We start from the raw sequence: 23,613 nt of genomic DNA, 5'->3' as shown, positions 1-23,613 counted from the left end.
TCAATCTATAACGCTTCGCATACCTATGCATCAGGAGACGGGTTTGGATACCAAACGCTCGACTACGACAGGACATTCGTCACCGAAGATGTTGACGATCGCCATTGCCAGTTTCATTGGAAGTGCCATTGAGTGGTTCGATTTCTTTCTGTACGGAATCACCTCGGCACTCGTCTTTGGCAAGCTGTATTTCCCCGGTGGAGATCCGTTGACCGGAACGCTTCTGGCATTCGGCACGTTCGCGGTCGGGTTCATCGCTCGACCTTTCGGCGGCATCGTGGCGGGCCATCTTGGCGACCGCGTCGGGCGCAAGTTCGTGCTGGTCACGACGCTGCTGGCGATGGGCATTTCGACCACGCTCATCGGTGTTGTGCCGTCATATAACAGCATCGGACTGGCCGCGCCGATGCTCTTGATCCTGCTGCGCATCGTGCAAGGGCTCGCCGTGGGCGGTGAATGGGGCGGGGCGGCCCTGATTGCCGTCGAGCATGCGAACCCGAACCGGCGTGGCCTCTATGGCAGCTTTCCGCAGATGGGTCTGCCCGCAGGATTGTGCATGGCGGTCGGCGGAATGGAACTGGCGAGTCGCCTGCCGGAAACGGAGTTTCTCGCGTGGGGCTGGCGCATTCCGTTTCTGTTCAGCGCGGTACTCGTCGCGGTCGGGCTCGTGATTCGACTGCGCATCGAAGAGCCGCCTGCGTTCAAGAAGGTGCTCGACACCGATGCAACCGTCAAGCTGCCGATCGTCGAGGCGGTTCGGCGGTTCCCGAGGGCGATCCTGATGTCCGCGGGACTCCGCTTTGCCGACAACATCCTGTACTACGTGTTCACCACGTTCGGCCTCACGTATATGACGAGCCACCTGGGCTTGCCGCGAAAAACGGTTCTCGTCGCGATCCTGATTGCCGCTGCGCTCGAACTGCTGACGAAGCCTTTCTTCGGCGCGCTATCGGACAGGTTGGGTCGAAGGCAGGTGGTGGTGTTCGGCGCATTGGTCGCGGTGGCGGCTCCATTCCCGTTCTTCCAGATGGTAGGGACCGGAAATCCGACGATGATTCTGCTCGCGGAAATCATGGTCCTCACGATTGCTCATGCAGCCGTGTTCTCGCCGATGGCCGCATGGTTCGCCGAAATGTTCAGCCCGGAGGTACGTTACAGCGGGGTGACGATCGGGTTCCAGCTGGGCGCATTGGTCGCCGGTGCGCCGACGCCGTTGATCGCTACCGCGCTGCTCGCGAAGTACGGCGACTACACGCCGGTAGCCATCTTCGCAATGATCACGGCAGGGATCACGCTCGTCTGCGCGCTGTTCGCGAGGGTCGCCGACGATCGCAAGGCGCCGTCGACAGCAACGATGATCCCGGCAGGCAATACGCGCGAAGGATGAATCAATCAACTGAACTTTGGAATCCGGGAGGAACGTATGTCGAACGGACTTTTTAGTCTCGATGGTAAGACCGCAGTAGTGACTGGCGCAGGCCGTGGCCTCGGCGCGGACATCGCCTCCATGCTCGCCGCGTCCGGTGCGCACGTCTATCTGCTCAGCAAGGACGCAGGGGAACTGGACGAAGTCGCCACTCGCATTCATCGAAAGGGCGGCGCTTGCACGCCTCTGGTTTGCGATCTATTGAAAGACGAGCCACTGGAGCGGGCATTCGCTGAACTTCCGAAACTGGATATCCTCGTCAACAATGCGGGCACCAACATTCCGTCACGACTCGCGGATGTCAAAACATCGGAGCTGGATTTCGTGATCGGTTTGAATGTCAGGGCGATGTTTCTGGCCACGCGCGCGGCCGTTCGCAAGATGCTCGAAGGCGAAGCGACGGGCGACCGTGTCATCATCAACATATCGTCGCAAATGGGGCACGTGGGCGCGCCTGATCGATCCGTCTACTGTATGACGAAGCACGCGATGGAAGGGCTGACGAAGGCGGCCGCAGTCGAACTTGCGCCGAGAATACGCGTGAACTCGGTGGCGCCTACATTTGTTGATACACCGATGACGCAACCGTTCTTCGAGAACGAGCAGTTCAGGCGCTGGGTTTTTGACCGCATTCCCATGGGCCGTCTGCTGGACAGCGATCAGGTGGCGGCGGCGGTGCTGTATCTCGCATCGCCTGCTGCCGCGATGATCACCGGTACGAGTCTGCGTATCGACGGAGGATGGACGGCGCAGTAGATATGCGCAATTACGCTCTACCGGCGAACATGGCTCGATGCATGGTCGAGCCGGGTTAGAAGGGCCGGGAAGGAGCATTCAAGCCGGCGGAAATTCAGCGGCGCGAGCACGGGCTTTCTCCTCCCGATCTGACAGCCATGCCGCCGCCCATTGCCTGGCGAAGTTGATTGCGTCCTCCCGCAAATCGAACGCTGCGAGATCGCCGCTCATGAGCACTTGCGGCTCGATCTGGTCGCCGGACTGATAGATGATCCTGGCATGCGCCATGTACTCGCCATCGGCCCGGCGCGGGGTTGGGTCGATATTGAACGTGGGTGAATTCATGATTGCAGGCTCTCCGCCATGTGACGCCAATCGCCATGCGTTCCGGCCATTTCAGGGCTGTCGCTGTGGCCGCTCGATCACAACCGCGAACACGAGCCGACGCTATTTGCTTTGACCGATGCATCGCTGATCCGTGCCATTACGAAAGGGGTGCCTTCCACGCTTGCTTCACCATTGGTCGACAAAGGTGATGGCGGGCAATGCGCCGTACACCGATCCGCGCGTGAGCTGGATGCGGTGCCGGCGATGGCAATTGCTGACGGAACGCGTTGCCGTTCAGCCGCAGATCGAGATAATCGAACCAGCCCGCGAGCGTCCACGCATCCCGGCCGCCGACCGAGAACGGCGTGATGCCCGCGGCCTTCAGCTTCTTGCATGTGTCCATCAGCTGATCCCAGGTTTTCGGCTCTTCGCTGATGCCGACCGTCTGGAACAGATACTTGCGATAGAACAGGCCCCACGAGTGATACACGCTCGGCGCGGCGTATTGTTTGCCGGTGCCTGAAGGCTCGCGGCGGGGCTCGGTTTGCTGTCGGCGAACAGCAAGTCGCCGGAGCCGGAAGATCCGATCTCGAAGATCGGCTTCCAGATTCTGTCGAACACGAAGGGCGGCATCGCGCAGTTCTACGATCGCGACATGACCAAGGAAATGGCCGACGAAGGCATGAAGGGCATGCAACAGTTCGTGGCCGATCCGTCGAAAATCGACAGCATCCTCGCGCAACTCGAACAGACGCGCAAACGCATCTACAAGAAGTAAGCGGACGTCACCGCGAACCGGCCGCGCCGTGCCCGATGCACATCAGGCTTTGCTTGCCGCATCGGGGCACGGACCGGTCGACCCGCGCACTTTCAAGGTCACGGGCACCGCGTAGCCTTGCCGCGCCGCGCGGCCATCGAGCGCATCGAGCAGATGCTTCGCGGCGACCGTGCCGATCTCGCGTGTATCCACGTGCATCGTCGTGAGGGGCGGGCGCGCTTCGCGTGCGATCGCGAGATCGTCGAAACCGGTCACCGAAAGCTCCCCCGGAATCGCGATGCCGAGTTCTTCCGCTTCGCGCAGAACGCCCAGCGCGATGTGATCGTTGCCGCAGATGATCGCGCTCGGACGCGGCCCGGGCTGTTGCCAGAGCGAGCGCAACGCGCGCCGGCCGAAATCCAGCGTGGATTCCCCTTCGATCAGATGCTCCGGGCGCACCGCGAGACCGTGACGCGCCAGCGCCACGCGGATTCCCTCCAGCCGCGCCTGCACGCGGTCGTTGTCGCGCGTGGGCTGGATACAGACGGCGATCGATCGATGTCCGAGGGCGACGAGATGCTCGGTGATCTCTTCATACGCGCCGCGATTGTCGAAGCCGATGCAATCGTGCGGACTGCCTTCGCGCCACGCATACAGCACGACGTAGGGTACGCGCCAGACGCGCAACGCGTCGAAGAGCGCCGGCGGATGCGCCTCGCCCACGACCGCGATCGCTTCCACGCCGCGCGCGAGCATCGCGTGAACCTGAGAGAGCGCCTCGTTCGGATCGTAGTTCGAGCAGCCGAGAAACAGCGTGATGCCGCGCGCGGCGAGCGCCGCCTGCATGCCGCTCACCTGCGACGCGAACACCTGATCGTCGAGCGTCGGAATGACGATGCCCGCGATATGGCTGCGCGTGGACGCGAGCGCGCGCCCGGCCGCGTTCGGGAACCAGTTGAGTTCCAGCGCCGCCCGCTCGACGCGTTCGCGCACGCTCTCGGACACCTTGCCCGGCTCGTTGTAGACGCGCGAAACCGTCGCCGTGGATACGCCCGCGCGTTTCGCGACATCGGACAGGACGGTGCGTCCCGTGCCGCGGCGCGTGCGCGCTCCGGCGGGCCGCCCGGCCGGCGACGGTTCGTCTTCGAGAGCAGGGGCGGAGTCGGAGGAGCGAGGCATCGACGCTGTGGCTTCGTTGGATGAGCCCGTCATCTTACTCGCGGCGCGGCAGGGTCACGCGCGTGTCAGGCGCCGGCCGCGATGCGCGCGCGGAAATGTTCGGTGCCTTCGACAATCTTGTCGAGCACGGCGTCGAGCGCCCAGAAGCGCTCGCGCACGTCGTAGTCGATCGCGCGGCAGCGAATCGAACCGAACGTGCCGATGCGCTGGTGATACATCTTCGCGAGCGCCGGATAGCCGAGCGCCTCGGATACCGCCGCGAGCACGAGAAAGGTCGAAAGCTCGTCGGCGAGCGCGGGGTTCTCGTGCGCGCGGTTGCGCAGCCAGTTGTACAGGTCCGGATGGAAGTTCGTGAACACGCCGTTGAATCCCGCCGAACCGGCTTTCATCGCATCCCAGGCGATCGCGGCATTGGCGTTCAGGATCTTCATCGGCGATCCCTGCGCCAGCGCGACGCGGCGCTTCACCGTTTCGAGATCGCAGCTCACGTCCTTCAGCATCACGAAACGGCCGGTGTCGATGCACATGCGGAGTTCGTCGTCGGACAAGAGACGCCGGTACGGCGCGGGGCATTCGTAGAGGCCGAGCGGGATATCGGACGGCAGGCGGCTCATCAGGCGGCGCAGGTTCGCGGAGAACGCTTCCGTGCCTTCGCGGCGCGGGTCGAGCCGGTTCGTCACCAGCACGATGCCGTCCGCGCCCGTCGCCGCGGCGGCGCTGAGTTCTTCCGCCTGCGCGTCGGGATCGTCGCTGATATGGCCGGACACGACGACCGGCACGCGGCCGGCCACGCGCTCGACCACGAAGCGGCCGAGCGCGGCGCGCTCTGCGAGACTCAGAAACTGCATCTCGCTCGACTGCGCCACGGCGAAGAGCGCGTCCGAGCCATGCGCGAGATACCACTCGATCAGCCGTTCGAGCCCGTCATAGTCGATCGCGCCGGCGTCGTCGAAGGGCGTCAGCATGACGGGCACGATGCCTTCGATCGATTGCGCGGGGCGCGTCGCGGAAGTGGAGAGGGTCATGTCGAAGTTGTCCTTTGAAGTTCGTGAAAGTGGCGCTCAGACGGCGACGCGCGCCGGGGCGCCCGGTTGCTCTTCGCTCTCGATCGGCTTGCGCACGAGGAACAGATAGCTCATCGCGCCGACGAAGGCGATCACGGCGGCCGTCAGCAGCGCCGGCACGAACGACCACGTCTGCGCGATGTAGCCCGTGAGGATCGGCGCGAGCGCACCGCCGAGAAAGCCGCCGAAGTTCTGGATCGCGCCGAGCGAGCCGACGCGATTGGCCGGCGCCGCCGCCGTCGCGAGCGCCCAGGAGCAGGCGGATGCGGCGTTGGCGAGGAAGATCACCACGGAGATGCAGACGATGGCGATCGTATTGCTTTCGACGAGCGCGGCCGGCACGGTGAACGCCACCATGCCGAGCATCGCGATGACGACCGCGTTGCGCCGGCTCGCCACCGGCTGCGTGCTCCGCTTCGTGATGAGGTCGGAGAACCATCCCGCGCACAGCGCGCCGAGAAAGCCGCAGAAGAACGGCACGGAGGCCGCGACGCCCGTGTGCATCAACGTCATGTGGCGCTGCATCGTCAGATAGCCGGGCAGCCAGGTCAGATAGACCCAGTTCAGATACACCGAGCCGAAGAAGCCGATCAGCATGCCCCACGTCGTGACGTTGGAGAAGAGCGCCCGCCAGTCGGCGAAGCTCAGGCTCTCGGCGGGTTTTGTCTCGGCGACGTCGCCTTTCAGGTACTGCACTTCTTCCGGCGTGAGCGTCGACGGTATCGGATCGCGATAGACCGCAAGCCAGATCACCGCGACCACGAGCCCGAGCGCGCCGGTGATGACGAAGGCCCAGCGCCAGTGGAATTCGACGACGAGCACGGACAGGCACAGCGGCGCAAGCGCCGTGCCGAGCGGCGACGCGGAGTTGAAGATGCCGGTCGGCTTGCCGCGCGCACGCATCGGAAACCAGTTGCTGACGACGCGCGCCGCCGACGGAAACTGCGGCGACTCGCCGATGCCGAGCACGATCCGCGCGACGACGAACCAGCCGAACGTCGACACGATGCCGCCCGCAGCCTGCGCGAGCGACCAGACGATGAGTCCGAGCCCGAGCAGCCTGCGCGGCCCGACGCGATCGACGAGGCCGCCGACCGGCAACTGAAAGAGCGCATAGCTCCACGAAAACGCCGAGAGCAGCAGCCCCATCTCACCGAGCGACAGACCGAGATCCTTGCGGATCAGCGGATTGGCGACCGCGAGCGTGCCCCGGTCGAGATAGTTCACGATGCCGCTCACCATCAGCAGCGTAAGCGCCACGATCTGGGCGCGGCGCACGCGCGGCGGGGCCTGCTCGGGCGCGGGGGTCGGGTTCATGCTGTCGTCTCCTATCGTTTTATGGATGGCTGCGGGCTTGCCGCCGGGTCTATCGAATCGCGGCCGCGAGCGGGGATTGCGCCCGCACTTCGGCCTGCGTCGGAATGGATGCCTGCGCGCCTCGACGCGTGACGCTGAGCGCCGCGGCGCGCTGCCCGAAGTCGATCGCATCGCGGATGCTCGCGCCGCGCACGCGTTCCGCGGCGAAACCGCCGACGAAGGTATCGCCGGCAGCCGTCGTGTCGATCGCGTCGACGCGCGGCGCGGGCAGATGGCCTTCCTCCGCGTCGCTCGAATACCAGACGCCCGCCGCGCCAAGCGTGACGATCACCGTCTCCACGCCTTTCGCGCGCAGGCGCGTGGCGGCATCGCGCGCGGACGCCGGGCCGTCGACGGGCACGTCCGTCAGCAAATGGGCTTCGGTCTCGTTGACGACGAGCACGCTCACCTGCCGGTACAGCGCGTCCGGGAGCGGCTGCGCCGGAGCCGGGTTGAGCAGCACCGGCGTGCCGAGCCGCGCGGCGGCCGAGATCGCGTGCCGCACCGTGTCGAGCGGCACTTCGAGCTGGCAAATCAGCATGCCGGCGTCGTCGATGGCGTCTTGCGCCGCATCGACGTGACCTGGCGTGAGCGCGGCATTGGCGCCGGGCGAGACGACGATCGTGTTCGCGCCGTCCGCGGCGACCGTGATGACGGCGATGCCGCTCGACGTGTGGTCCGCCGTATGCAGGTGCGCCGTGTCGATGCGCTCGTTGCGCAGGCCGTCGCGGAGCTGCGCGCCGAAGGCGTCGTCGCCGATGCAGCCGAGCATCGCCACCGATGCGCCGAGACGCGCCGCCGCGACCGCCTGATTCGCGCCCTTGCCGCCGGAGAACGTGGCGAATGCGCCGCCGAGCAACGTTTCGCCGCGCGCCGGAAGGCGTTCCGCGTGCACGACGAGGTCCATGTTCGCGCTTCCGGCGACGACGATCCGGGCGGCGGAATAGCTTGAGTTAGCGCTTACATTTTCGGGTGTTTTAAGCGGTGTCATACAAAAGACGGGCAAGAAAATTGGAGATCGCGGATGTGTTAGCGCTTACATTAACGCGCAAAGGCGAGGCAAAGCAACGGTAAGCAGACGCGCTCAGGGAAACTCCCTAAACGCGCCGGCTACGGGAAATCCCCGATCCTCCTTTTCTTGTGTAGTCCCCGCTGGTCCGTTACGTTATCGAAAATAGACATGATTTCTATTATTCGAGCCGCAGGACATTCGCGCGAAGCGAGGGAGACAAGGATGAGTTTGAGATACCGGTTGCTGGCGCTGACCTGGCTGCTGCAGTTCGTGAATTATCTCGGCCGGGTGAGCATTTCCGTCGCCGGTCCGACGATGATGAAATCGCTCCACCTCGACGCCGCGCAGTTCGGCTTTCTGCTCGCCGCATTCGCGCTCGGCTACGCGCTCATGCAGTTGCCCGGCGGCTTCCTCGCGGACCGGTTCGGCACCAAGGCGCTGCTGGTCGTGGCGCCCGTCCTGTTTTCGATCTTCACCGGCATGACGGGTCTCGCGACGTCGATGGCCGTGCTTATCGCGGCGCGCTTCTGTTTCGGACTGGCCGAGGGCTCGTGCAACGCGGCCGTCTACAAGGCTGTCGCCGACAACTTCAGTCACAAGGACGCGGCCAAGGCGCATGCCGTCTGGCTCTCGGCGCTGGCGATCGGGCCGGCGGTCGTGGCGCCCGTCGTCACGAGCCTGCTGATGCACGGCGACTGGCGCGACGTGTTCTACGTGTTCGCGTTTCCGGGCGTGATCGTCGCGCTGCTGATTCTCTTTATGATTCCCGGCAAGGCGATCGAAGCGAAGGAACGCGTCACGCACGACACGGCGAGCCGCGCCGAGCAGTGGCGTCTGTTCGCGGGACGCAAGAGCACGTGGCTGCTGTTCTTCGGCTACATGACCTTCAGCGTCGGCTACTGGGGCTTTCTCGGCTGGATTCCGTCGTATCTCGCCAACCAGCGGCACATCGATCTGAAGTCGCTGGGCGTCGCGGCGTCGGTGCCTTATCTGTTCGGCTTTCTCGGCATCGTCGTGTTCGGCTGGCTCGGCAGCGGACTGCTGCATCGCAGACGGCCGACGCTCGTCGCGGTCGGCTATGTCTGCACGGGCCTCGCGCTGTATCTCGCGTACAGCGCCGACGATATCGTCGCCTGCGTGATCGGGCTTTCGGCGGCGGCGTTCCTGCTGTACGGCTGTCTGTCGCCGTATGCGGGGCTCGTCGCGCAACTGGCGCCGCAGGGCGCGCGCGGCGTGTTCGCGGGCGTCATCAATACGGGCGGGCAGATCGGCGGGCTGCTCGCGCCGCTCGGCGTGGGCTATCTCGTCAAGGCGAGCGGCTCGTACAACAACGGCTTCCTGTTCATGATCTCGGCGCTCGTCATCGGCGCGGGCTGCTTCGCGGCACTGCAATCGCGCGTGAATCGCACCGGGCAGGAAGTGGACGGCGCGACGCCCGCGATCCAGCAGAACGTGTGACGCGCGCTCACACGCCGCTGAAATGCGCGTAGGGCGGCTCGAAGAGCGACACGTCGCCGCCCAGCGCCTTCGTGAGGGCCGCGCCCGCTTCCATCACCTTCGGCAGATAGACATCGAAGGACTTGCGATCGAAACGGTAGCGCGGCACGCCGAGCGAAATGGCGCAGACGAGCTCCTGTCCTGTGCGAAACACCGGCACGGCAATCGCGGCGCTTTCCGGCTCGCGCTCGCCGAGCGACACGCAATAGCCGTGTTCGCGCACCTTCTTCAGATTGCCCTTGACCGCGCCATCGGAAAACGCGCGCAGCACATGACCCGCCGCACCGGCTTCCAGCGTGAGACGTTCGCCTTCGCGCACATGCATGCGCACCGAGCGCTGCCATTCCACGCGATAGAGACACAGGCGCTCGTCCCCTTCGCGCACGTAGACCGCGGCGGTCTCTCCCGTTTCCTTGACGAGCGTGCGCAGCACCGGCAGCGCGTAATCGCGCAGACGGAAGGAGGTCTGATAAATCATGCCGAGATGAAAGAGCATCGGCCCGAGCATGTAACGGCCGTCTTCGAGACGCTTGAGATAGCCGAAGTGCTCGAGCGATTCGCACAGACGCAGGATCGTGCTGTGGTAGAGGCCTGTCGCATTGGTGAGATCGGTGAGCGTCATGCCGTCGATGCTGTCCTCGAACGCCTTGAGGATCGAGAGCGCGCGGTTGACCGCCGCGACGCCGGGTTCTTCGGTTGCCATTGCTGTTTCCGGTTGGTTGCGCCGTTGTCTTCGTGTTGCCGCGTATCTTGCCGCGTAAGGCATGCGGCCCGCAAGGGCGAGCGCCTCGCCGCCGTCTCGAAGCAAAAATAGACACGATGTCTATTTTTAAGGATAATCACTTCACGCCGATGTTGTCGGCGCGCCCAGAACGCGCAACCGGGAGGACCTGAACCATGCATCGCAAAGCCTTCGACGCCTCGCACATCGGGCCGCTACGCGGCGTGAAGGTGGTCGATTTGTCGCGTCTCGTCGCGGGCAACATGCTGACCTTGCAGCTCGCGGATTTCGGCGCGGACGTCGTCAAGGTCGAGCCGCTGAAAGGCGATACGCTGCGCGCGTTCCGCACGCAGGGCGCGGAGGTGTTCTGGAAGGCCTACGCGCGCAACAAGCGCAGCGTGTGCATCGACTTCCATCACGAAGCGGGGGCGAAGCTGATCGCGAGCCTCGCGCGGGATGCGGACGTGCTCGTCGAAAGCTTCAGGCCAGGCACGCTGGAGAAGATGGGGCTTTCGCCGCAGACCTTGCACGCGGCCAATCCGAAGCTCGTCATCGTGCGCGTGTCGGGCTGGGGGCAGACGGGACCGTATCGCGGGCGTCCGGGCTTCGGCACGCTGGTCGAGGGCTATTCGGGCTTCGCCGCGATGAACGGCTTCGGCGATCGCGAACCGGTGCTCCCGCCGATGTTCCTCGGCGACATGACCGCGGGCCTCTACGGCGCCCACGCGGCGATGGTCGCGCTGTGGGAAACGCGCGTGAACGGCGGCGACGGGCAGGTGATCGACCTGTCGTTGTTCGATCCGATGATCTCGATTCTCGGTCCGCAGGTCGCGAATTATCAGCTCACCGGAGACGTGAAGGCGCGCACGGGCAGCCGCTCGAGCACCACGTGTCCGCGCAATACCTACGAAACCGCGGACGGCAGGTGGCTGTGCATTTCGACCTCGACGCAGAGCATGGCGCAGCGCCTGTTCGCTTCGATCGGCCGCGAGGACATGAACGCCGATCCGCGCTACGCGACCAACAGCGCGCGTCTTCAGCATGTGGAGGACGTCGATCGCGTGGTCGGCGACTTCATCCGGGCGCGCACGCTCGCGGACAACCTCGCGTTCTTCGAGCACGCCGAAGTCACGGCGGGGCCGGTGCTCGACGCGAGCGATCTCGCCGACGATGCCTACGTCACGGGACGCGAAGCGCTGGTGCAGATCGAAGACGACGAGCTCGGCCACGTCGCCGTGCATAACGTCGTCGCGCGTTTGTCGGCAACGCCGGGCGGCTTCACGCGTGCCGCACCGAAGAAGGGCGAGCATTCGCGCGAGATTCTCGCGCCGCTCATCGGCGAATGCGCGCTCGACGAACTCATCGGCTGCGGCGCCGTCATCGACGCACATCACGACGCCGTGCGCGCCTGAACCATTTTCCTCAAGGAGCATGAGATGAATCGAGTAGGACAACTGATCGACTCGCCCGCCGCCTGGAAAGGCCCCGAACTCGACTGGACGCGCGAAGGCCTGCACGTGCTGACGCAAGCCGAAATCGCGGAAATCGACGGCGCGCTCGCGCACCTGCATTCGCTCGGCGACATCGATTTTCCCGACATCAGCCCGGAGACTTTTCCGCTCGACACGATGGCCCGCTTCATGCGCGAGCTGCCCGCATTCCTGCGCAACGGACGCGGCTTCATGATGCTGCGCGGCCTGCCGCGCGAGCGCTACTCCGACGACGACATGACGCGCATCTACTTCGGCCTCGGCTCGTACGTCAGCAAGCCGGTGACACAGTCGTATCTCGGCGACGTGCTCGGCCATGTGGTCAACGTGAGCGACTACGAGCCGAAGTCGCGCGGCTATCGCAAGGGCGGCGGTCAGTTGATGCACACAGACTCGTGCGACATCATCGGCCTGATGTGTCTGCGCACCGCGATTTCCGGTGGCGAAAGCCGCATCTCCAGCGCGCTCGCCGTGCACAACGAAATGCTGCGCACGCGCCCGGATCTGCTCGAAGCGCTGCGCGAAGGCCTCTGGTGCAAGCGCACCGAAGAAGACGGCCGCCGCGCGACGCGCACCTTCAGCGAGCACAAGGTGCCGTTCTTCACGGACAGCGCGGGCGAAGTGATCTGCTATCTTCCGACCGGCTACGCGCGTCTCGCCGAAAAGAGCGGCCAGGTTCCGTTCAGCGCGCTCGAATCCGAGGCGCTGTACACGGCGCGCAAGATCGCGGCGTCGCCGGAGTTTTATCTCGACATGGGCTTTCGCGACGGCGACATCCAGTTCCTCAACAACCGCGTGCTGGTGCACGGCCGCACCGATTATGTCGATGCCGGGCCGCTCAACGAGCGCCGCCATCTGCTGCGCCTGTGGCTCACGGTGTCCGACTGGCCCGCGATGCCCGACGCGCAGGTGTTCCACAAGCCGGAGGACTTGCGCATGTGGGCGCAGCATCGCCGCCCGTTCGCGGAGCTGCCGTCGACGCACGATCGCCTGCTGCTCGAAGCGGGGCAGGTCGCGCAGATGGTCGAGTAAGCGCGACCATGAGCCAGCTCGTGACCGCGCCCCGGACGCTCGCGCAAAAACTCATCGCGAAGGCGTGCGGGCGCACCGAAGTCGCGGTGGGCGAGATCGTCACATGCGACGTCGATCTCGCGATGTTCCACGATTCGAGCGGCCCGCGACGCCTCAAGCCAATGCTCGAAGAACTCGGCGCGCCGCTCTGGGACGCGTCGAAGATCGTGCTCGTCATCGATCACTACGTGCCCGAAGCCGACGACGAATCGCGCCGCATCGTGCGCATCGCGCGCGAGTGGGCCGTCGAGCAGCGCCTGCCGAACGTGTACGACAGCGTCGGCATCTGTCATGTCGTGCTGCCCGAGCATGGGCACGTGCGGCCCGGCATGTTCTGCGTCGGCGGCGATTCGCATTCGCCGACGGGCGGCGCGTTCGGCGCGTACATGTTCGGCATCGGCAGCACGGAGATGCTGGGCGTCGCGGTATCGGGGCAAATCTGGGTGAAGGTGCCCGAGACGCTGCGCATGCACTGGCGCGGTCGGCTCGCGCGCGGCGTCACGGCGAAGGACATGATGCTGCACATGATCGGCCGCTTCGGCATGAACGGCGGGCGCTATCAGGCCGTCGAGTTCTGCGGCGAAGCTGTCACCGCCTTGTCGATGCAGGAGCGCATGACGCTGTCGAACATGAGCGCGGAAATGGGCGCGCAGACGGGACTGATCGCACCGGATGCGGTGACGCTCGACTATCTGCGCAAAGCGGGCGTCACCGATGAGATCGACATCGCGCACTGGCGAAGCGACCCCGATGCCTGCGCCGAAACCCACGACTTCGATGCCGGCACGCTCGCGCCGCAAGTGGCCGCGCCGCACAGTCCCGCGAATACGCGCGCGGCCGATGCTTTCGGCGACGTCGCCGTGCAGGTGGCGTACATCGGCGCATGCACCGGCGCGAAGCTCGACGATCTGCGCGCGGCGGCGAGCGTGCTGGCGCATCGGCGCGTGGCGGACGGCGTGCAACTGGTCGTCGCACCGGCGAGCGTGCGCGATCGCGAAACCGCGCGCCGCGAAGGCGTGATGTCGATACTCGAAGACGCCGGCGCGCAGGTGCTCGCCACATCGTGCGGCGCATGCTCCGGCTATGGCGGACAGATTCCAGAAGGCAGCACCGTGATCTCCAGCACCGCGCGCAACTTCAAAGGGCGCATGGGCGCGGAAACGGCACAGGTCTATCTCGGCTCGCCTTATACGGTGGCGGCGTCCGCGTTGCGCGGGCGCATTACGGACCCGCGCGAGGTGCTCGCATGAGCGAAGTGATCGAAACGCATCGTGTGTGGCGCGTCGGCGCGGACGTCGATACCGATGCGCTCGCGCCCGGCGCGTACATGAAATTCGGCATCGACGAGATCGCGCGGCATTGCCTGCAGCGGCAACGTCCGGAGTTCGCGGCGAACGTGCAACCTGGCGATGTCGTCGTGGCGGGGCCGAACTTCGGCATCGGCTCGTCGCGCGAACAGGCGCCGGCCGCGCTCGTGCAGCTCGGCGTGCGCGCCGTGATCGCGCCCGCGTTCAGCGGCCTGTTTTTCCGCAACGCGTTCAATGTGGGACTCGTGCTGCTCACCTGCGCGCAGGCCGAGGCGATGGAAGAGGGCGAGCGCATCGCCATCGATCCGTTGCGCGGGCGCATTACGCGGGCAGGCGGCGACACGCTCGTTTGCGAGCCGTTGCCTTCGTTCCTGCTCGACATGGCCGAAGCGGGCGGGCTTTTCAAGCTGCTGAAGCAGCGCTACAGCGTCAAGGAGCGATGAACCGATGACACTCGCTGAACAACTCGCGCGCAAGACCGTGCTCGCGCCCGGCGTCTACGATGCGCTTTCCGCGCTGATCGCGGAGCAGGCCGGATTCGATGCGCTGTATCTGTCGGGTGCGTCGATCGCCTATACGAAGCTGGGCCGCTCCGATGTCGGGCTCACGACGTTCACCGAAGTCGCCGACACGCTCGCGCGCATCACCGAACGCGTGACGTTGCCCGTTATCGTCGACGGCGACACGGGCTTCGGCAATGCGCTGAACGTCAAACGCACGGTTCGCGGCTTTGAACGCGCGGGCGCCGCGATGATCCAGCTCGAAGACCAGACCTTCCCGAAGCGCTGCGGTCATCTCGATGGCAAGAGCGTGATTCCCGTCGCGGAGATGTGCGGCAAGCTGCGCGCCGCGCTCGATGCACGCGAGCGCCGCGACACGCTGATTCTGGCGCGCACGGATGCGCTCGCGGTGGAAGGTCTCGACGCCGCGCTCGCACGCGCCGAACGCTATCTGGAAACGGGCGTCGATGCGCTCTTCATCGAAGCGCTGCGCTCGGCCGAGCAGATGGACGCGGCCTGTGCGCGTTTCGCGTCGCGCGTGCCGTTGCTCGCCAATATGGTCGAGGGCGGCAAGACGCCGGTGCAGAGCGCGGATGCGCTGGCGGCGCGCGGCTTTCGCATCGTCATCTTTCCGGGCGGCGCGGCGCGGGCGGTCGCGCATACGCTGCAAGGTTTCTACGGCAGCCTGCGCGAGCATCGCACGACCGCGCCCTGGAAAGAACGCATGGCCGACTTCGACGAGATCAACGCGATCATCGGCACGCCGGGACTGATGGACGACGCACGTCGCTACGAGTAATCGACGTTCCGCTCAACGCAGCCACGCAAACGCCGCGAGCGCGATCATGACCGTGATCGCACCGCCGATGCGCGTCGCGATCTGCGCGAACGGCATCAGTTCCATGCGGTTGGCGGCGGTCAGAATCGCGACATCGCCGGTGCCGCCGAGCCCGCTGTGCGTCGCGTTGACGATGGCCGCTTCCACCGGATACATGCCCATGCGGCGCGCGACGAAGAAGCCCGTCAGCGTGAGCGTGAGCACCGTCGAGACGGCCGTCACGATATTGACCCAGTGAAACGCGGTGACAATCTCGCCCCACGGCGTCATCGCGACGCTGATGGCGAACATCAGCGGATACGTGACGGCGGTCGAGAAGAATCCGTACATGAAGCGCGCGCCGCCTCGCACGCGCGGCGACACGAGCTGGAAGAACTGCGCGGCGACGACGAGCACGAGCATCACCACGGGCGCGGGCCAGTCGAAATACTGATGACTCAGCACGCCGAGCAGATACAACGCGATGGCCGTCGCGCCCGCGGCGGCGACCGAGCTGACGTCGAATTCGAACGATGCGGCTTTCGCGCCCGTCACGTCGTCGTCGCCGTGCGCGACGGTCAGACGGCCATTGCCCGTGAGATGCGGCCGCCGCGTGCCGAGATAGTTCAGCGCGCCCGCGCAACAGATCGCCGCAATATTGCCGAGCATCACCGCCGACAGCACCTGCGCGAAGAGCGGCCCCTGCTCGACGCCGAGAATCTGCGCGTAGCCCGCCGATAGCGGCAGCGCGCCTTCGCCCACGCCACCCGCCATGATCGGCACGACGACCATGAACAACGCGTGCTTCAGATCGAGTCCGAGCGCCGTCCCGACCGCGCTTCCGACGACGGCCGCCGCCACCGATCCGCTCGCCACCGGAATGAAGATGCGCACGAAGCCCTTCACGAGCGTCTGCCGGTCCATGCTCAACACGCTGCCGACGATGATCGCCGCAATGAACAGATACAGGAAGTTCGACTGCTTCGTGAAGGTCGTCACGGCCTTCGTGACCGGCGCCGGCATCAGCTGGTAATAGACCAGCATCGACGGAATGAAGGCCGCGAAAATCGAGGTCGCGCCGATATGACGGATCCACGGAATGCGCTTTGCGAGCTCGGCGCAGGTGAAACCGCCGACCGTCACGAGCGCGATGCCCGTCGGCAGGTCGGAGGCGAGCTTGCCGTGCGCGCTCATCGCGGCGAGCACGGCGATCAGCACCGCATAGACCGGCAAGGGCAGCGCGCCGATGCGCACATCGAACACGCGCCACCAGCGTTCCTTCAGGCCCATGCTTTCGTTTTGCGCGTCGAGGGCGCGTGCAGAGGACTTCATCGATTCGTCTCCGTTCATCGCGCGTCAGATGAAGATCAGCAAGGCCGCGCCGTACACGATCAGGCCGAGGGCGAACGTCATCACCGTGAAGCCGAGCACGCGCTGCACGCCGACGCCCGCCATCGCGACGACGGGCGCCGCCCAGAACGGCTGCAGCATGTTCGAGACCTGCTCGCCCATCGCGACGGCCATCGTCGTGGCCGGCACGGACGCGTGCAGCGCGACCGCGGCGGGCACGACGAACGGCCCTTGCACGGCCCAGTGCCCGCCGCCGCTCGGAATGAAGAACGTGACGATGAGCGAGCACACGTAGCTCCAGAACGGCAGCGTGTGCGCATTCGATATCGCGATGAAGAAGTGCGAGATCACATCGGGCAGGCCGGTCGCGTCCATCATGCCCATGATGCCGCCGTAGAGCGGGTACTGAAGCATCATCGAGCCGGTCTGCTTCGCGGCGTTCTTGATCGCGTCCGCATAGGCGAGCGGATAGCCGTGCAGGATCACGCCGGCGATGAACATCACGAAGATCACCGCGTTCACGCCCGAAAACGCGATGTGCTGAAACTGCGTCAACACGATGAGCGCGATGCCGGCCGCGCCGATGAACGCACTGCCGATCCACGAATGCTCGATCCAGCGCGCGAAACTCAGCTTGCCTTCGGGCCTTTTACGCAGCGGCGCATCGGGATGCTTTTCGGTGTCGAGCACGACGGCGTCTTCGTCGCGCGGCTTGAGCCACGCGAGCACGAAGGGCATCGCGAAGAGCATCACGAGCGTCGGCACGAGATTGAAGCGCGTGAACACGGTCTCGCCGAAGGGCAGCACGGCGCCCGTGAGCTTTTGCACGACGTTCATCGAGCTGCCCGGCGTCGATTGCGCGAGCGCGATGGAGCTCGAAATGCCGCTCGCCCACACGACCCAGCCGGAAAATCCCGCCGCGACGATCCATGCGAAGTCGACACGCATGCGCTTCGCCACTTCGCGCGCCAGCAACGCGGCGACGACGAGACCCATGCCCCAGTTGAAGAACGACGTCACCGCGACGAGCACGAACGTGAGCGTGGCCGCCTGCGCGGGCGTGCGCGCGATCGAGACCAGCGCCTTGAACATGCGCTGCACGGGCGGCGCGTGCGCGAACGCGTGGCCGGTGACGAGCACGAGCGTGATCTGGAACGCGAACGTGAAGATGTCGAAGAAGCCCTTGTACCAGCCGCCGATCATCTTCGGCACCGATGCATGCGGCGCGAAGATCAGCGACAGCGCCGCGACGATCGCGGTGATCAGGATCGCGAGCACGAAGGGGTCGGGAATGGTGCGCTCGAAGAGCCGGATGGTCGCTTCGGTGAAGCGGGTCTTGCGCACGGGTGTCGGCGCGGCGGCGGATTTCATGCGGTGTCTCCTGAGATATCTTTTTCTTTTAGATTGCGAAGCCGTAGAGCACGGCGGGGTTCGTCACGAGGATGCGCTCGCGTGTCGCATCGTCGCCGGTCCATTCGTCGAGCAGGTCGAGCAGGAATGCATCGCCGGGCTTGTGCGTCTCCGTCACGTGCGGCCAGTCGCTGCCCCACACGAGGCGCTCGGGCACGGCCTGGACCCAGGCGCGGGCCATCGGCGCGATGTCGGCATAGCGGTTGTCGAGGCCCGCCGCCGAGTCCAGATAAGGACCGGAGAGCTTGATCCACGCGCGGCCTGCATCGGCGAGACGGCGCACGATGTCGAACGCCGCGTGCCGCGCGCCATCCGTCAAGGGCAGACGCGCGCGATGATCGAAGACCATCTTCGCGGGCAGGCGCTGCAACAGCGCTTCGTGCTCGACGATCTGCTCCGCCGTCCAGTGCAACTGCACGTGCCAGCCGAGCTCCGCGACGCGCGCGGCCAGCGGCTCGACCATGTCGAAGCCGACCGCCGCGTTCTTCGCCGTATAGAGCGTGAAGCGGATGCCGCGTATGCCGCCGTGGTTCAGCGTGTCGAGTTCGTCGTCGGTGACGTCGGGATTGAGCACGGCGACGCCGCGCGCGTGGTCGAAGCCGAGCTGCCGGATGGCATCGACGGTGACGGCGTTGTCCGTGCCGTACACGCGCGGCGTGACGATCACCACGCGCCCGGTGCCCATCTGCGTCTGTACCTTGCGATACGCGGCGACATCGGCGTTTTCGACGAAGACCTGAGCATCGCCCGGCTTCAGAAACGCACGGTCATAGATATGGATGTGGGAATCGCATTTCATCGCGAGGCGTCTCCGTTCAAAGCACCGCGCGCTTCGCACGCAGCGTTTCGATGGCTTCCCCGCTCAGGCCGGTTTCGCGCAGCAACGCATCGCTGTGCTCGCCGAAAGCGGGCGCGGCGAACGGCTCGGGCAGCGGCGTCGCGGAAAAGCGCACCGGATGTTTGAATCCGCGATACGCGCCCACGCCCGGATAGTCGAAGCGCGCGACCATGTCTTCGGCGAGCACTTGCGGATCGTCGAACATGTCTTCGACGCTGCGCGCCGCTGCGCACGGCACGGCATCGCCGAAATGCGCTTCCCATTCGAGCGCCGTGCGTTGCGCGAGCGCTTCGTGCAGCTTCGGCACGATCTCGTCGCGATGCACGGCGCGCTTGCGCACGCTGTCGTAACGTTCGTCGGTCGCGAGCGCATCGAGGCCGGTCAGCGCGCACAGCGACTTCCAGAAATGCGGCGTGTTCGCGGAGAGATACAGATAACCCTCGCGCGTCGGATGAATGCCGGTGATGCCGCCCGAACGCATGTCGCGGCCGACGTCCTTCGGTTCGCTGTCGGCCCAGATCATGCGCGCCGATTGCATCGTGAGCGCGCTGCGCAACAGCGACACGCCGACGTACTGACCTTCGCCCGTCTTCTCGCGCGCGAACAGCGCCGACGACACGCCCGATGCGACGAGCGCCGCCGCGTAGTAGTCGACGACGGACCCGTAGAGCACTTCGGGCGGACCGTCTGCGGGGCCTTGCAGCGTGCACATGCCGGTCATCGTTTGCAATACCTGGTCGTAGCCCGCCTTGTCCTTGTTCGGGCCGGTTTCGCCGTAGCCCGTCACCGCGCAATAGACGAGACGCGGATTGATCCCGCGCAGTTGCTCGTACGCGATGCCGAGCCGCGCCGGCACGCTCGGGCGGAAGTTGTGCACGAGCACGTCGGCCCCTTTCACGAGCGCGATCAGCACGTCGCGCGCTTCCGTCTGCTTGAGGTCGAGCACGAGCCCGCGCTTGCCGCGATTCACGCCGAGAAACGCGCGGCTTTCCGCTTCGAGCGTCGACGGATATTTGCGCAGGTTATCGCCCGTGGGCGGTTCGATCTTGATGACTTCCGCGCCCTGATCCGCGAGCAGCGTGCAGCCGTAAGGACCGGCGATATAAGCGCTCAGATCGAGCACGCGCACGCCCGAAAGCGGCCCGCCGCGTCCGACGTTCTGTTCCATGAAACCTTCTCCTTTCAAATTCCCGCCGCGATGCGCTGCGCTTCCGAGAGCAGCCCGAGCCGCGCCGCATCCGCGACGAGCACGCGCGCGCGTTCGACGAACGGCGGATCGATCATCTTTCCATCGACGATATACGCGCCGACGCCTCTGGCATCCGCATCGCGCGCGGCGTCGACCACGCGCAGCGCGTGCGCGATGTCGTCGTCGGACGGGCGGAAGACGTCGTTCGCCATCGCGATCTGGCTCGGATGAATGCAGCTCTTGCCGATGAAACCGAACGCGCGCGCCATCCGCGCCTCGGCGCGAAAGCCGTCGCTGTCCTTGATGTCGGCGAACGCGGTGTCATAGGCGAAGACGTTCGCCTCGCCCGCCGCGATGCGCAGCGCGAACATCGCCTGCTGGATCGCGGCTGTTTCGCGGCGCGCGATCGACAGCGGCTCGAACAGATCGCCCAGGCCGAGTTGCAGCCCCGCGACGCGCGGATGCGCGAGCGCGAGTTCCGCGGCGAGACGCAACGCGCGCGGCGACTCGACGTTGAGCAGCAGGCCAATCGGCGCGGTAACGCCGTTCGCGCGCTCGGCGGCTTCGAGGGCCGCGGCGGCCGCGAGCACGTCGTCGGGATGCTCCGGCTTCGGCAGATTGACGAGCGACACGCCGTTGCGCGCGACGGCGTCGATATCGGCGGCGAAATGCGGCGTCGATAGCGCGTTGACGCGCACGATGAGCGTCTTGCCGGTCGCGAGCGCGTCGTCGGTGGCGAGCAGCGCGCGCAGATCAGCGCGCGCCTGCGGCTTGCGCTCGGGTGAAACGGCGTCTTCCAGATCGAACGAGAGGGCGTCGGCGGCGCTCGCGAGCGCCTTGGCGAAGAGTTCCGGGCGCGACGCCGGCACGAAGAGCTTGCTTCTCATGTGTCTCCCTTGCTTTTTTGATATGCCGACCAGTCTACGGACGCTCACGTTTTAGATAAACTATCCGCGTCTATCTTCAAACAAAAGAAAAGCTATCCGATGGATACGGCGTTTCTCTCCAATTTGCTGCTCGTCGTCGATACCGGCTCGATGGCGGAGGCCGCGCGCCGCGTCGGCGTGACGCCCGCGGCGATCGCGCAGCAGATGTCGGCGCTTGAGCGCGAGCTGGGCGTCACGCTCTTCGTGCGGGCTGGCCGCACGGTGATTCCGACGGAGGCGGGGCATCGCGTGATCGAGCGGGCGCGCGGTCTCGTCGCGGATTTCGCGGATCTGAAGGCGCACGCGCTCGAAGGCGAGGCGACGGGCGAACTGCGCATCGGCACGATCACGACGGCGCTCCTGAGCCTGCTGCCCGACGTGCTCGCCAACTTCGCGCGCGAATTTCCGCGCGCGAAGTTGCTGATACGCGCGGGCACGTCGATGGAGCTGTACGACACGCTGCAACGCGGCGATCTCGATGTCGCCATCTGCCTGCATCCGGCGTTCGCGCTGCCGAAGGCCTACGACTGGCATCTGCTGCGCGAGGAGCCGCTCGTCGTGCTCGCGCCCGCGCGGCTCGCGCACGAAGACCCGCACGAGCTGCTGCGGCGCGAGCCGTTCATCCGCTATGACCGCACGCTCGGCGGCGGCAAGCAGGCGGACCGGTATCTGCACGCCGCACGCATCGTGCCGCACGAGCTTTTCGAGCTGAACGCGCTGATGGCGATCGCGATGATGGTCGACCGCGGACTGGGCGTGTCGCTGGTGCCGGATATCGTTTCGCCGATGACGTCGGCGCTTTCGGTCGCGCGGCTCGCGCTGCCGGTCCAGACGGAACCGCGCCGCTTCGGCATGGTGTGGCAGCGGGCATCGCCGCGCGCGCGCCTGATTCAGGGCCTGTTGCAGTGCGCCGACGAAGCGGTCGCGGCGAGCCTCGCGCGCGGAGAATAGCGCGGCGAGGTCCGCAGGCCGATGCGCGTGGGGCTAGTCCTCGCGAATCTCCCGCGCGCAACGCTGCAAGCGGATGAATGCGCGATATCGCGCGTCTTGGAGCTGCGCGAGATCGCCCGTTGCCGGCGTGTAGGTCGTATCGACGCGCGCCATGCCGCTCATCGCGGAACGGACGTCGTCGAACAGGCCGCCCGCCACCGCGCCGAGCATCGCCGAGCCGAGCAGCACCGGTTCCTCGGCTTGCGTGGCCAGCACCGGCTTGCCCGTCGCGTCGGCGAGCAGTTGCCGGACCAGATCGAGCCGGCCCGCGCCGCCGCTGATCGTCACCTGTTCGATCGGCGCGCCGGCCTGCGCCTGCACTTCGATGATCTGCCGCAGCCCGTAAGCGATGCTGCACACACCGGCCACATACAGCGCGACGAGACTGTCGAGGCCCGTTTCCATGCCGAGGCCGGCGATGACCGCGCGCGCGTGCGGATCGGCGAAAGGCGCGCGGTTGCCGAGAAACTCGGGGACGACGTGCAGTCCATCGGCGAGTTTCACGGCGTCCGAGAGACTGCCGGACGCCTCCGCCGCCAGCGCGGCCAGCATGCCCGGCAGCGATTCGCCGCGCTCTTTTGCGCGAAGGGCGGCGTCGGCGGCGGCGGGATGCATCGCGAGCAGGCGCTCGATGGCCGCGCCCGCGACCGACTGGCCGCCTTCGTTGAGCCATGCCTGCGGCACCATCGCCGAGAAGTAGGGGCCCCAGACGCCGGGCACGAAAACCGGTTCGGCGGTCGTCGTCATCGTGCACGACGAGGTGCCGAACACATAGGCCAGACACGACTCCGGATTCCCCTGCGCGCCCACGGTGCCGATGCCGCCCGCGTGGGCATCGATCACGCCCGCGCCGACCGGCGTTCCCGCGACGAGGCCGAGTTCCGCGGCGGCATCGGCGGTGAGTCCGTTGCCCAGCCGCGTGCCCGGATCGACCACATGCTGACCGATGCGCGCGAAGTTCTCGTCGGCGAGCGCGCCGAGTCCGATGGTCCGAAAATACGTCTCGTCCCAGCGCTTTTCATGCGCGAGATACGTCCACTTGCAGGTCACGGTGCAGACCGATCGCGACAGATCGCCGGTCGCGCGCCATGTCAGGAAATCGGTGAGATCGAAGAATTGCCATGCGGCGTCGAAGACCTGCGGGCGATGTTCCAGCAGCCACAGCAGCTTGGGCGTCTCCATTTCCGGCGAAATCCTGCCGCCGACGAACTTCAGCACCGCGTGCCCGGTCGCGTTGATGCGCTCCGTCTGCTCGAGCGCGCGATGATCCATCCACACGACGATATCGCGCTCCGCCTGCTCCGACGGTCCCACGGGCAGCGATTTGCCGCCGTCGCCGAGCACGACGAGCGAACAGGTCGCATCGAAGCTGATGCCGGCGACGGACGCGGGCGCGATCGCCGCCTGCGCGAGCGCTTCCTTCACGGCGTGGCAGACGGCGCGCCAGATTTCCCCGCTCGATTGCTCGACGATGGCGCCGCTCTCGTGAAACAGCGTAATGTCCTTTTTCGCCGAGGCGGCCATGTTGCCGGCGGCATCGAAAATTCCGGCGCGGGCGCTGCCGGTGCCCACGTCGACGCCAATGACGTAGCGTTCGCCGCCGCTCGGGTTGCCTGAGTTCATCTTTTTGTCCGTGGTCGGGGTAGGGTCA

21 protein-coding genes and 2 pseudogenes are annotated in these 23,613 nt (G+C 66.0%); 10 read left to right on the top strand and 13 right to left on the bottom strand.

All coding sequences use genetic code 11. The annotated features are described in order from the left end of the window. The first annotated feature begins 25 nt into the window (after positions 1 to 25). Both AWB76_RS25350 and AWB76_RS25345 read left to right on the top strand, forming a co-directional pair. Complete coding sequence (locus AWB76_RS25350) at positions 26 to 1,387, top strand: MFS transporter (RefSeq protein ID WP_061162880.1); 1,362 nt, start codon at positions 26 to 28, stop codon at positions 1,385 to 1,387. Positions 1,388 to 1,423: 36 nt separating this feature from the next. Beyond that, positions 1,424 to 2,182, top strand: a complete 759-nt coding sequence (locus AWB76_RS25345; protein WP_061162879.1) for an SDR family NAD(P)-dependent oxidoreductase — start codon at positions 1,424 to 1,426, stop codon at positions 2,180 to 2,182. Between the two features lie 78 nt (positions 2,183 to 2,260). Here AWB76_RS25345 and AWB76_RS25340 read toward each other — a convergent pair whose 3' ends face one another. Both AWB76_RS25340 and AWB76_RS25335 read right to left on the bottom strand, forming a co-directional pair. Then, entirely contained in the window at positions 2,261 to 2,506 is a 246-nt protein-coding gene (locus AWB76_RS25340; RefSeq protein WP_061162878.1) for a hypothetical protein, read from the bottom strand. A gap of 250 nt (positions 2,507 to 2,756) precedes the next feature. Continuing rightward, positions 2,757 to 3,011 (bottom strand): annotated as a pseudogene (locus AWB76_RS25335) (extracellular solute-binding protein); the annotation flags it as partial. On the opposite strand from AWB76_RS25335, the pseudogene AWB76_RS25330 reads away from it, so the two are divergent. Then, positions 3,012 to 3,266 (top strand): annotated as a pseudogene (locus AWB76_RS25330) (carbohydrate ABC transporter substrate-binding protein); the annotation flags it as partial. 42 nt (positions 3,267 to 3,308) lie between these two features. On the opposite strand, the gene AWB76_RS25325 reads toward AWB76_RS25330, so the two are convergent. From AWB76_RS25325 to rbsK, 4 genes are all read right to left on the bottom strand, one after another. After that, complete coding sequence (locus AWB76_RS25325; RefSeq protein WP_082864530.1) at positions 3,309 to 4,424, bottom strand: LacI family DNA-binding transcriptional regulator; 1,116 nt, start codon at positions 4,422 to 4,424, stop codon at positions 3,309 to 3,311. A gap of 65 nt (positions 4,425 to 4,489) precedes the next feature. Next, positions 4,490 to 5,449, bottom strand: a complete 960-nt coding sequence (locus AWB76_RS25320; RefSeq protein WP_061162875.1) for a Dap2 family DHDPS-related protein — start codon at positions 5,447 to 5,449, stop codon at positions 4,490 to 4,492. A 36-nt stretch (positions 5,450 to 5,485) separates the two neighbouring features. Then, positions 5,486 to 6,805 carry an MFS transporter gene (locus AWB76_RS25315; protein ID WP_061162874.1) on the bottom strand — a complete coding sequence of 440 codons (1,320 nt, stop codon included), beginning with the start codon at positions 6,803 to 6,805 and terminating at the stop codon, positions 5,486 to 5,488. Positions 6,806 to 6,854: 49 nt separating this feature from the next. Next, the gene (rbsK, locus tag AWB76_RS25310; RefSeq protein ID WP_082864529.1) at positions 6,855 to 7,835 is read right to left on the bottom strand and encodes a ribokinase; all 981 of its coding nucleotides are present in this window, start codon (positions 7,833 to 7,835) and stop codon (positions 6,855 to 6,857) included. Positions 7,836 to 8,078: 243 nt separating this feature from the next. Here rbsK and AWB76_RS25305 point away from each other — a divergent pair, with 243 nt between their 5' ends. After that, the gene (locus tag AWB76_RS25305) at positions 8,079 to 9,314 is read left to right on the top strand and encodes an MFS transporter (protein WP_061162872.1); all 1,236 of its coding nucleotides are present in this window, start codon (positions 8,079 to 8,081) and stop codon (positions 9,312 to 9,314) included. A 7-nt stretch (positions 9,315 to 9,321) separates the two neighbouring features. On the opposite strand, the gene AWB76_RS25300 is transcribed toward AWB76_RS25305, so the two are convergent. Continuing rightward, a complete protein-coding gene (locus tag AWB76_RS25300; RefSeq protein WP_061162871.1) occupies positions 9,322 to 10,056 on the bottom strand; it encodes an IclR family transcriptional regulator in 735 nt (244 codons plus the stop codon). A gap of 194 nt (positions 10,057 to 10,250) precedes the next feature. Here AWB76_RS25300 and AWB76_RS25295 point away from each other — a divergent pair, with 194 nt between their 5' ends. The 5 genes from AWB76_RS25295 to AWB76_RS25275 are packed head-to-tail and all read left to right on the top strand — an operon-like array spanning position 10,251 to position 15,241. Continuing rightward, positions 10,251 to 11,486: a CaiB/BaiF CoA transferase family protein gene (locus tag AWB76_RS25295; RefSeq protein ID WP_061162870.1), complete on the top strand. Its 1,236-nt coding sequence runs from the start codon at positions 10,251 to 10,253 to the stop codon at positions 11,484 to 11,486. A gap of 24 nt (positions 11,487 to 11,510) precedes the next feature. Next, complete coding sequence (locus tag AWB76_RS25290; RefSeq protein WP_061162869.1) at positions 11,511 to 12,596, top strand: TauD/TfdA family dioxygenase; 1,086 nt, start codon at positions 11,511 to 11,513, stop codon at positions 12,594 to 12,596. An 8-nt stretch (positions 12,597 to 12,604) separates the two neighbouring features. Further along, positions 12,605 to 13,885 carry a 3-isopropylmalate dehydratase large subunit gene (locus AWB76_RS25285; protein ID WP_061162868.1) on the top strand — a complete coding sequence of 427 codons (1,281 nt, stop codon included), beginning with the start codon at positions 12,605 to 12,607 and terminating at the stop codon, positions 13,883 to 13,885. After that, positions 13,882 to 14,385, top strand: a complete 504-nt coding sequence (locus AWB76_RS25280) for a LeuD/DmdB family oxidoreductase small subunit (protein ID WP_061162867.1) — start codon at positions 13,882 to 13,884, stop codon at positions 14,383 to 14,385. The genes AWB76_RS25285 and AWB76_RS25280 overlap by 4 nt, the downstream gene beginning before the upstream one ends. 4 nt (positions 14,386 to 14,389) lie before the next feature. Further along, a complete protein-coding gene (locus AWB76_RS25275) occupies positions 14,390 to 15,241 on the top strand; it encodes an isocitrate lyase/PEP mutase family protein (protein ID WP_061162866.1) in 852 nt (283 codons plus the stop codon). 12 nt (positions 15,242 to 15,253) lie between these two features. Here the strand turns inward: AWB76_RS25275 and AWB76_RS25270 are convergent, their stop codons facing one another. The 5 genes from AWB76_RS25270 to AWB76_RS25250 are packed head-to-tail and all read right to left on the bottom strand — an operon-like array spanning position 15,254 to position 20,933. Then, positions 15,254 to 16,591, bottom strand: a complete 1,338-nt coding sequence (locus AWB76_RS25270) for a 2-hydroxycarboxylate transporter family protein (RefSeq protein WP_061162939.1) — start codon at positions 16,589 to 16,591, stop codon at positions 15,254 to 15,256. Between the two features lie 24 nt (positions 16,592 to 16,615). Next, positions 16,616 to 17,980 carry a short-chain fatty acid transporter gene (locus tag AWB76_RS25265; RefSeq protein WP_061162865.1) on the bottom strand — a complete coding sequence of 455 codons (1,365 nt, stop codon included), beginning with the start codon at positions 17,978 to 17,980 and terminating at the stop codon, positions 16,616 to 16,618. Positions 17,981 to 18,008: 28 nt separating this feature from the next. Further along, positions 18,009 to 18,818, bottom strand: a complete 810-nt coding sequence (locus tag AWB76_RS25260; RefSeq protein ID WP_061162864.1) for an amidohydrolase family protein — start codon at positions 18,816 to 18,818, stop codon at positions 18,009 to 18,011. Positions 18,819 to 18,834: 16 nt separating this feature from the next. After that, entirely contained in the window at positions 18,835 to 20,025 is a 1,191-nt protein-coding gene (locus AWB76_RS25255; RefSeq protein WP_061162863.1) for a CaiB/BaiF CoA transferase family protein, read from the bottom strand. Positions 20,026 to 20,039: 14 nt separating this feature from the next. Continuing rightward, on the bottom strand, positions 20,040 to 20,933 hold the full coding sequence (locus AWB76_RS25250; protein ID WP_061162862.1) for an HpcH/HpaI aldolase/citrate lyase family protein: 894 nt from the start codon (positions 20,931 to 20,933) through the stop codon (positions 20,040 to 20,042). Positions 20,934 to 21,032: 99 nt separating this feature from the next. Between AWB76_RS25250 and AWB76_RS25245 the strand changes: the two genes are divergently transcribed. Continuing rightward, on the top strand, positions 21,033 to 21,923 hold the full coding sequence (locus AWB76_RS25245) for a LysR family transcriptional regulator (RefSeq protein WP_061162861.1): 891 nt from the start codon (positions 21,033 to 21,035) through the stop codon (positions 21,921 to 21,923). 33 nt (positions 21,924 to 21,956) lie between these two features. On the opposite strand, the gene AWB76_RS25240 is transcribed toward AWB76_RS25245, so the two are convergent. Next, the gene (locus AWB76_RS25240; RefSeq protein ID WP_061162860.1) at positions 21,957 to 23,585 is read right to left on the bottom strand and encodes an FGGY-family carbohydrate kinase; all 1,629 of its coding nucleotides are present in this window, start codon (positions 23,583 to 23,585) and stop codon (positions 21,957 to 21,959) included. Between the last annotated feature and the right edge of the window lie 28 nt (positions 23,586 to 23,613).

This window comes from Caballeronia temeraria (assembly GCF_001544795.2).
GTDB classification, from domain to species: Bacteria; Pseudomonadota; Gammaproteobacteria; order Burkholderiales; family Burkholderiaceae; genus Caballeronia; species Caballeronia temeraria.
The sequence above is the reverse complement of the archived record's forward strand: the minus strand, read 5'-3'. Positions and strand labels throughout refer to the sequence as shown.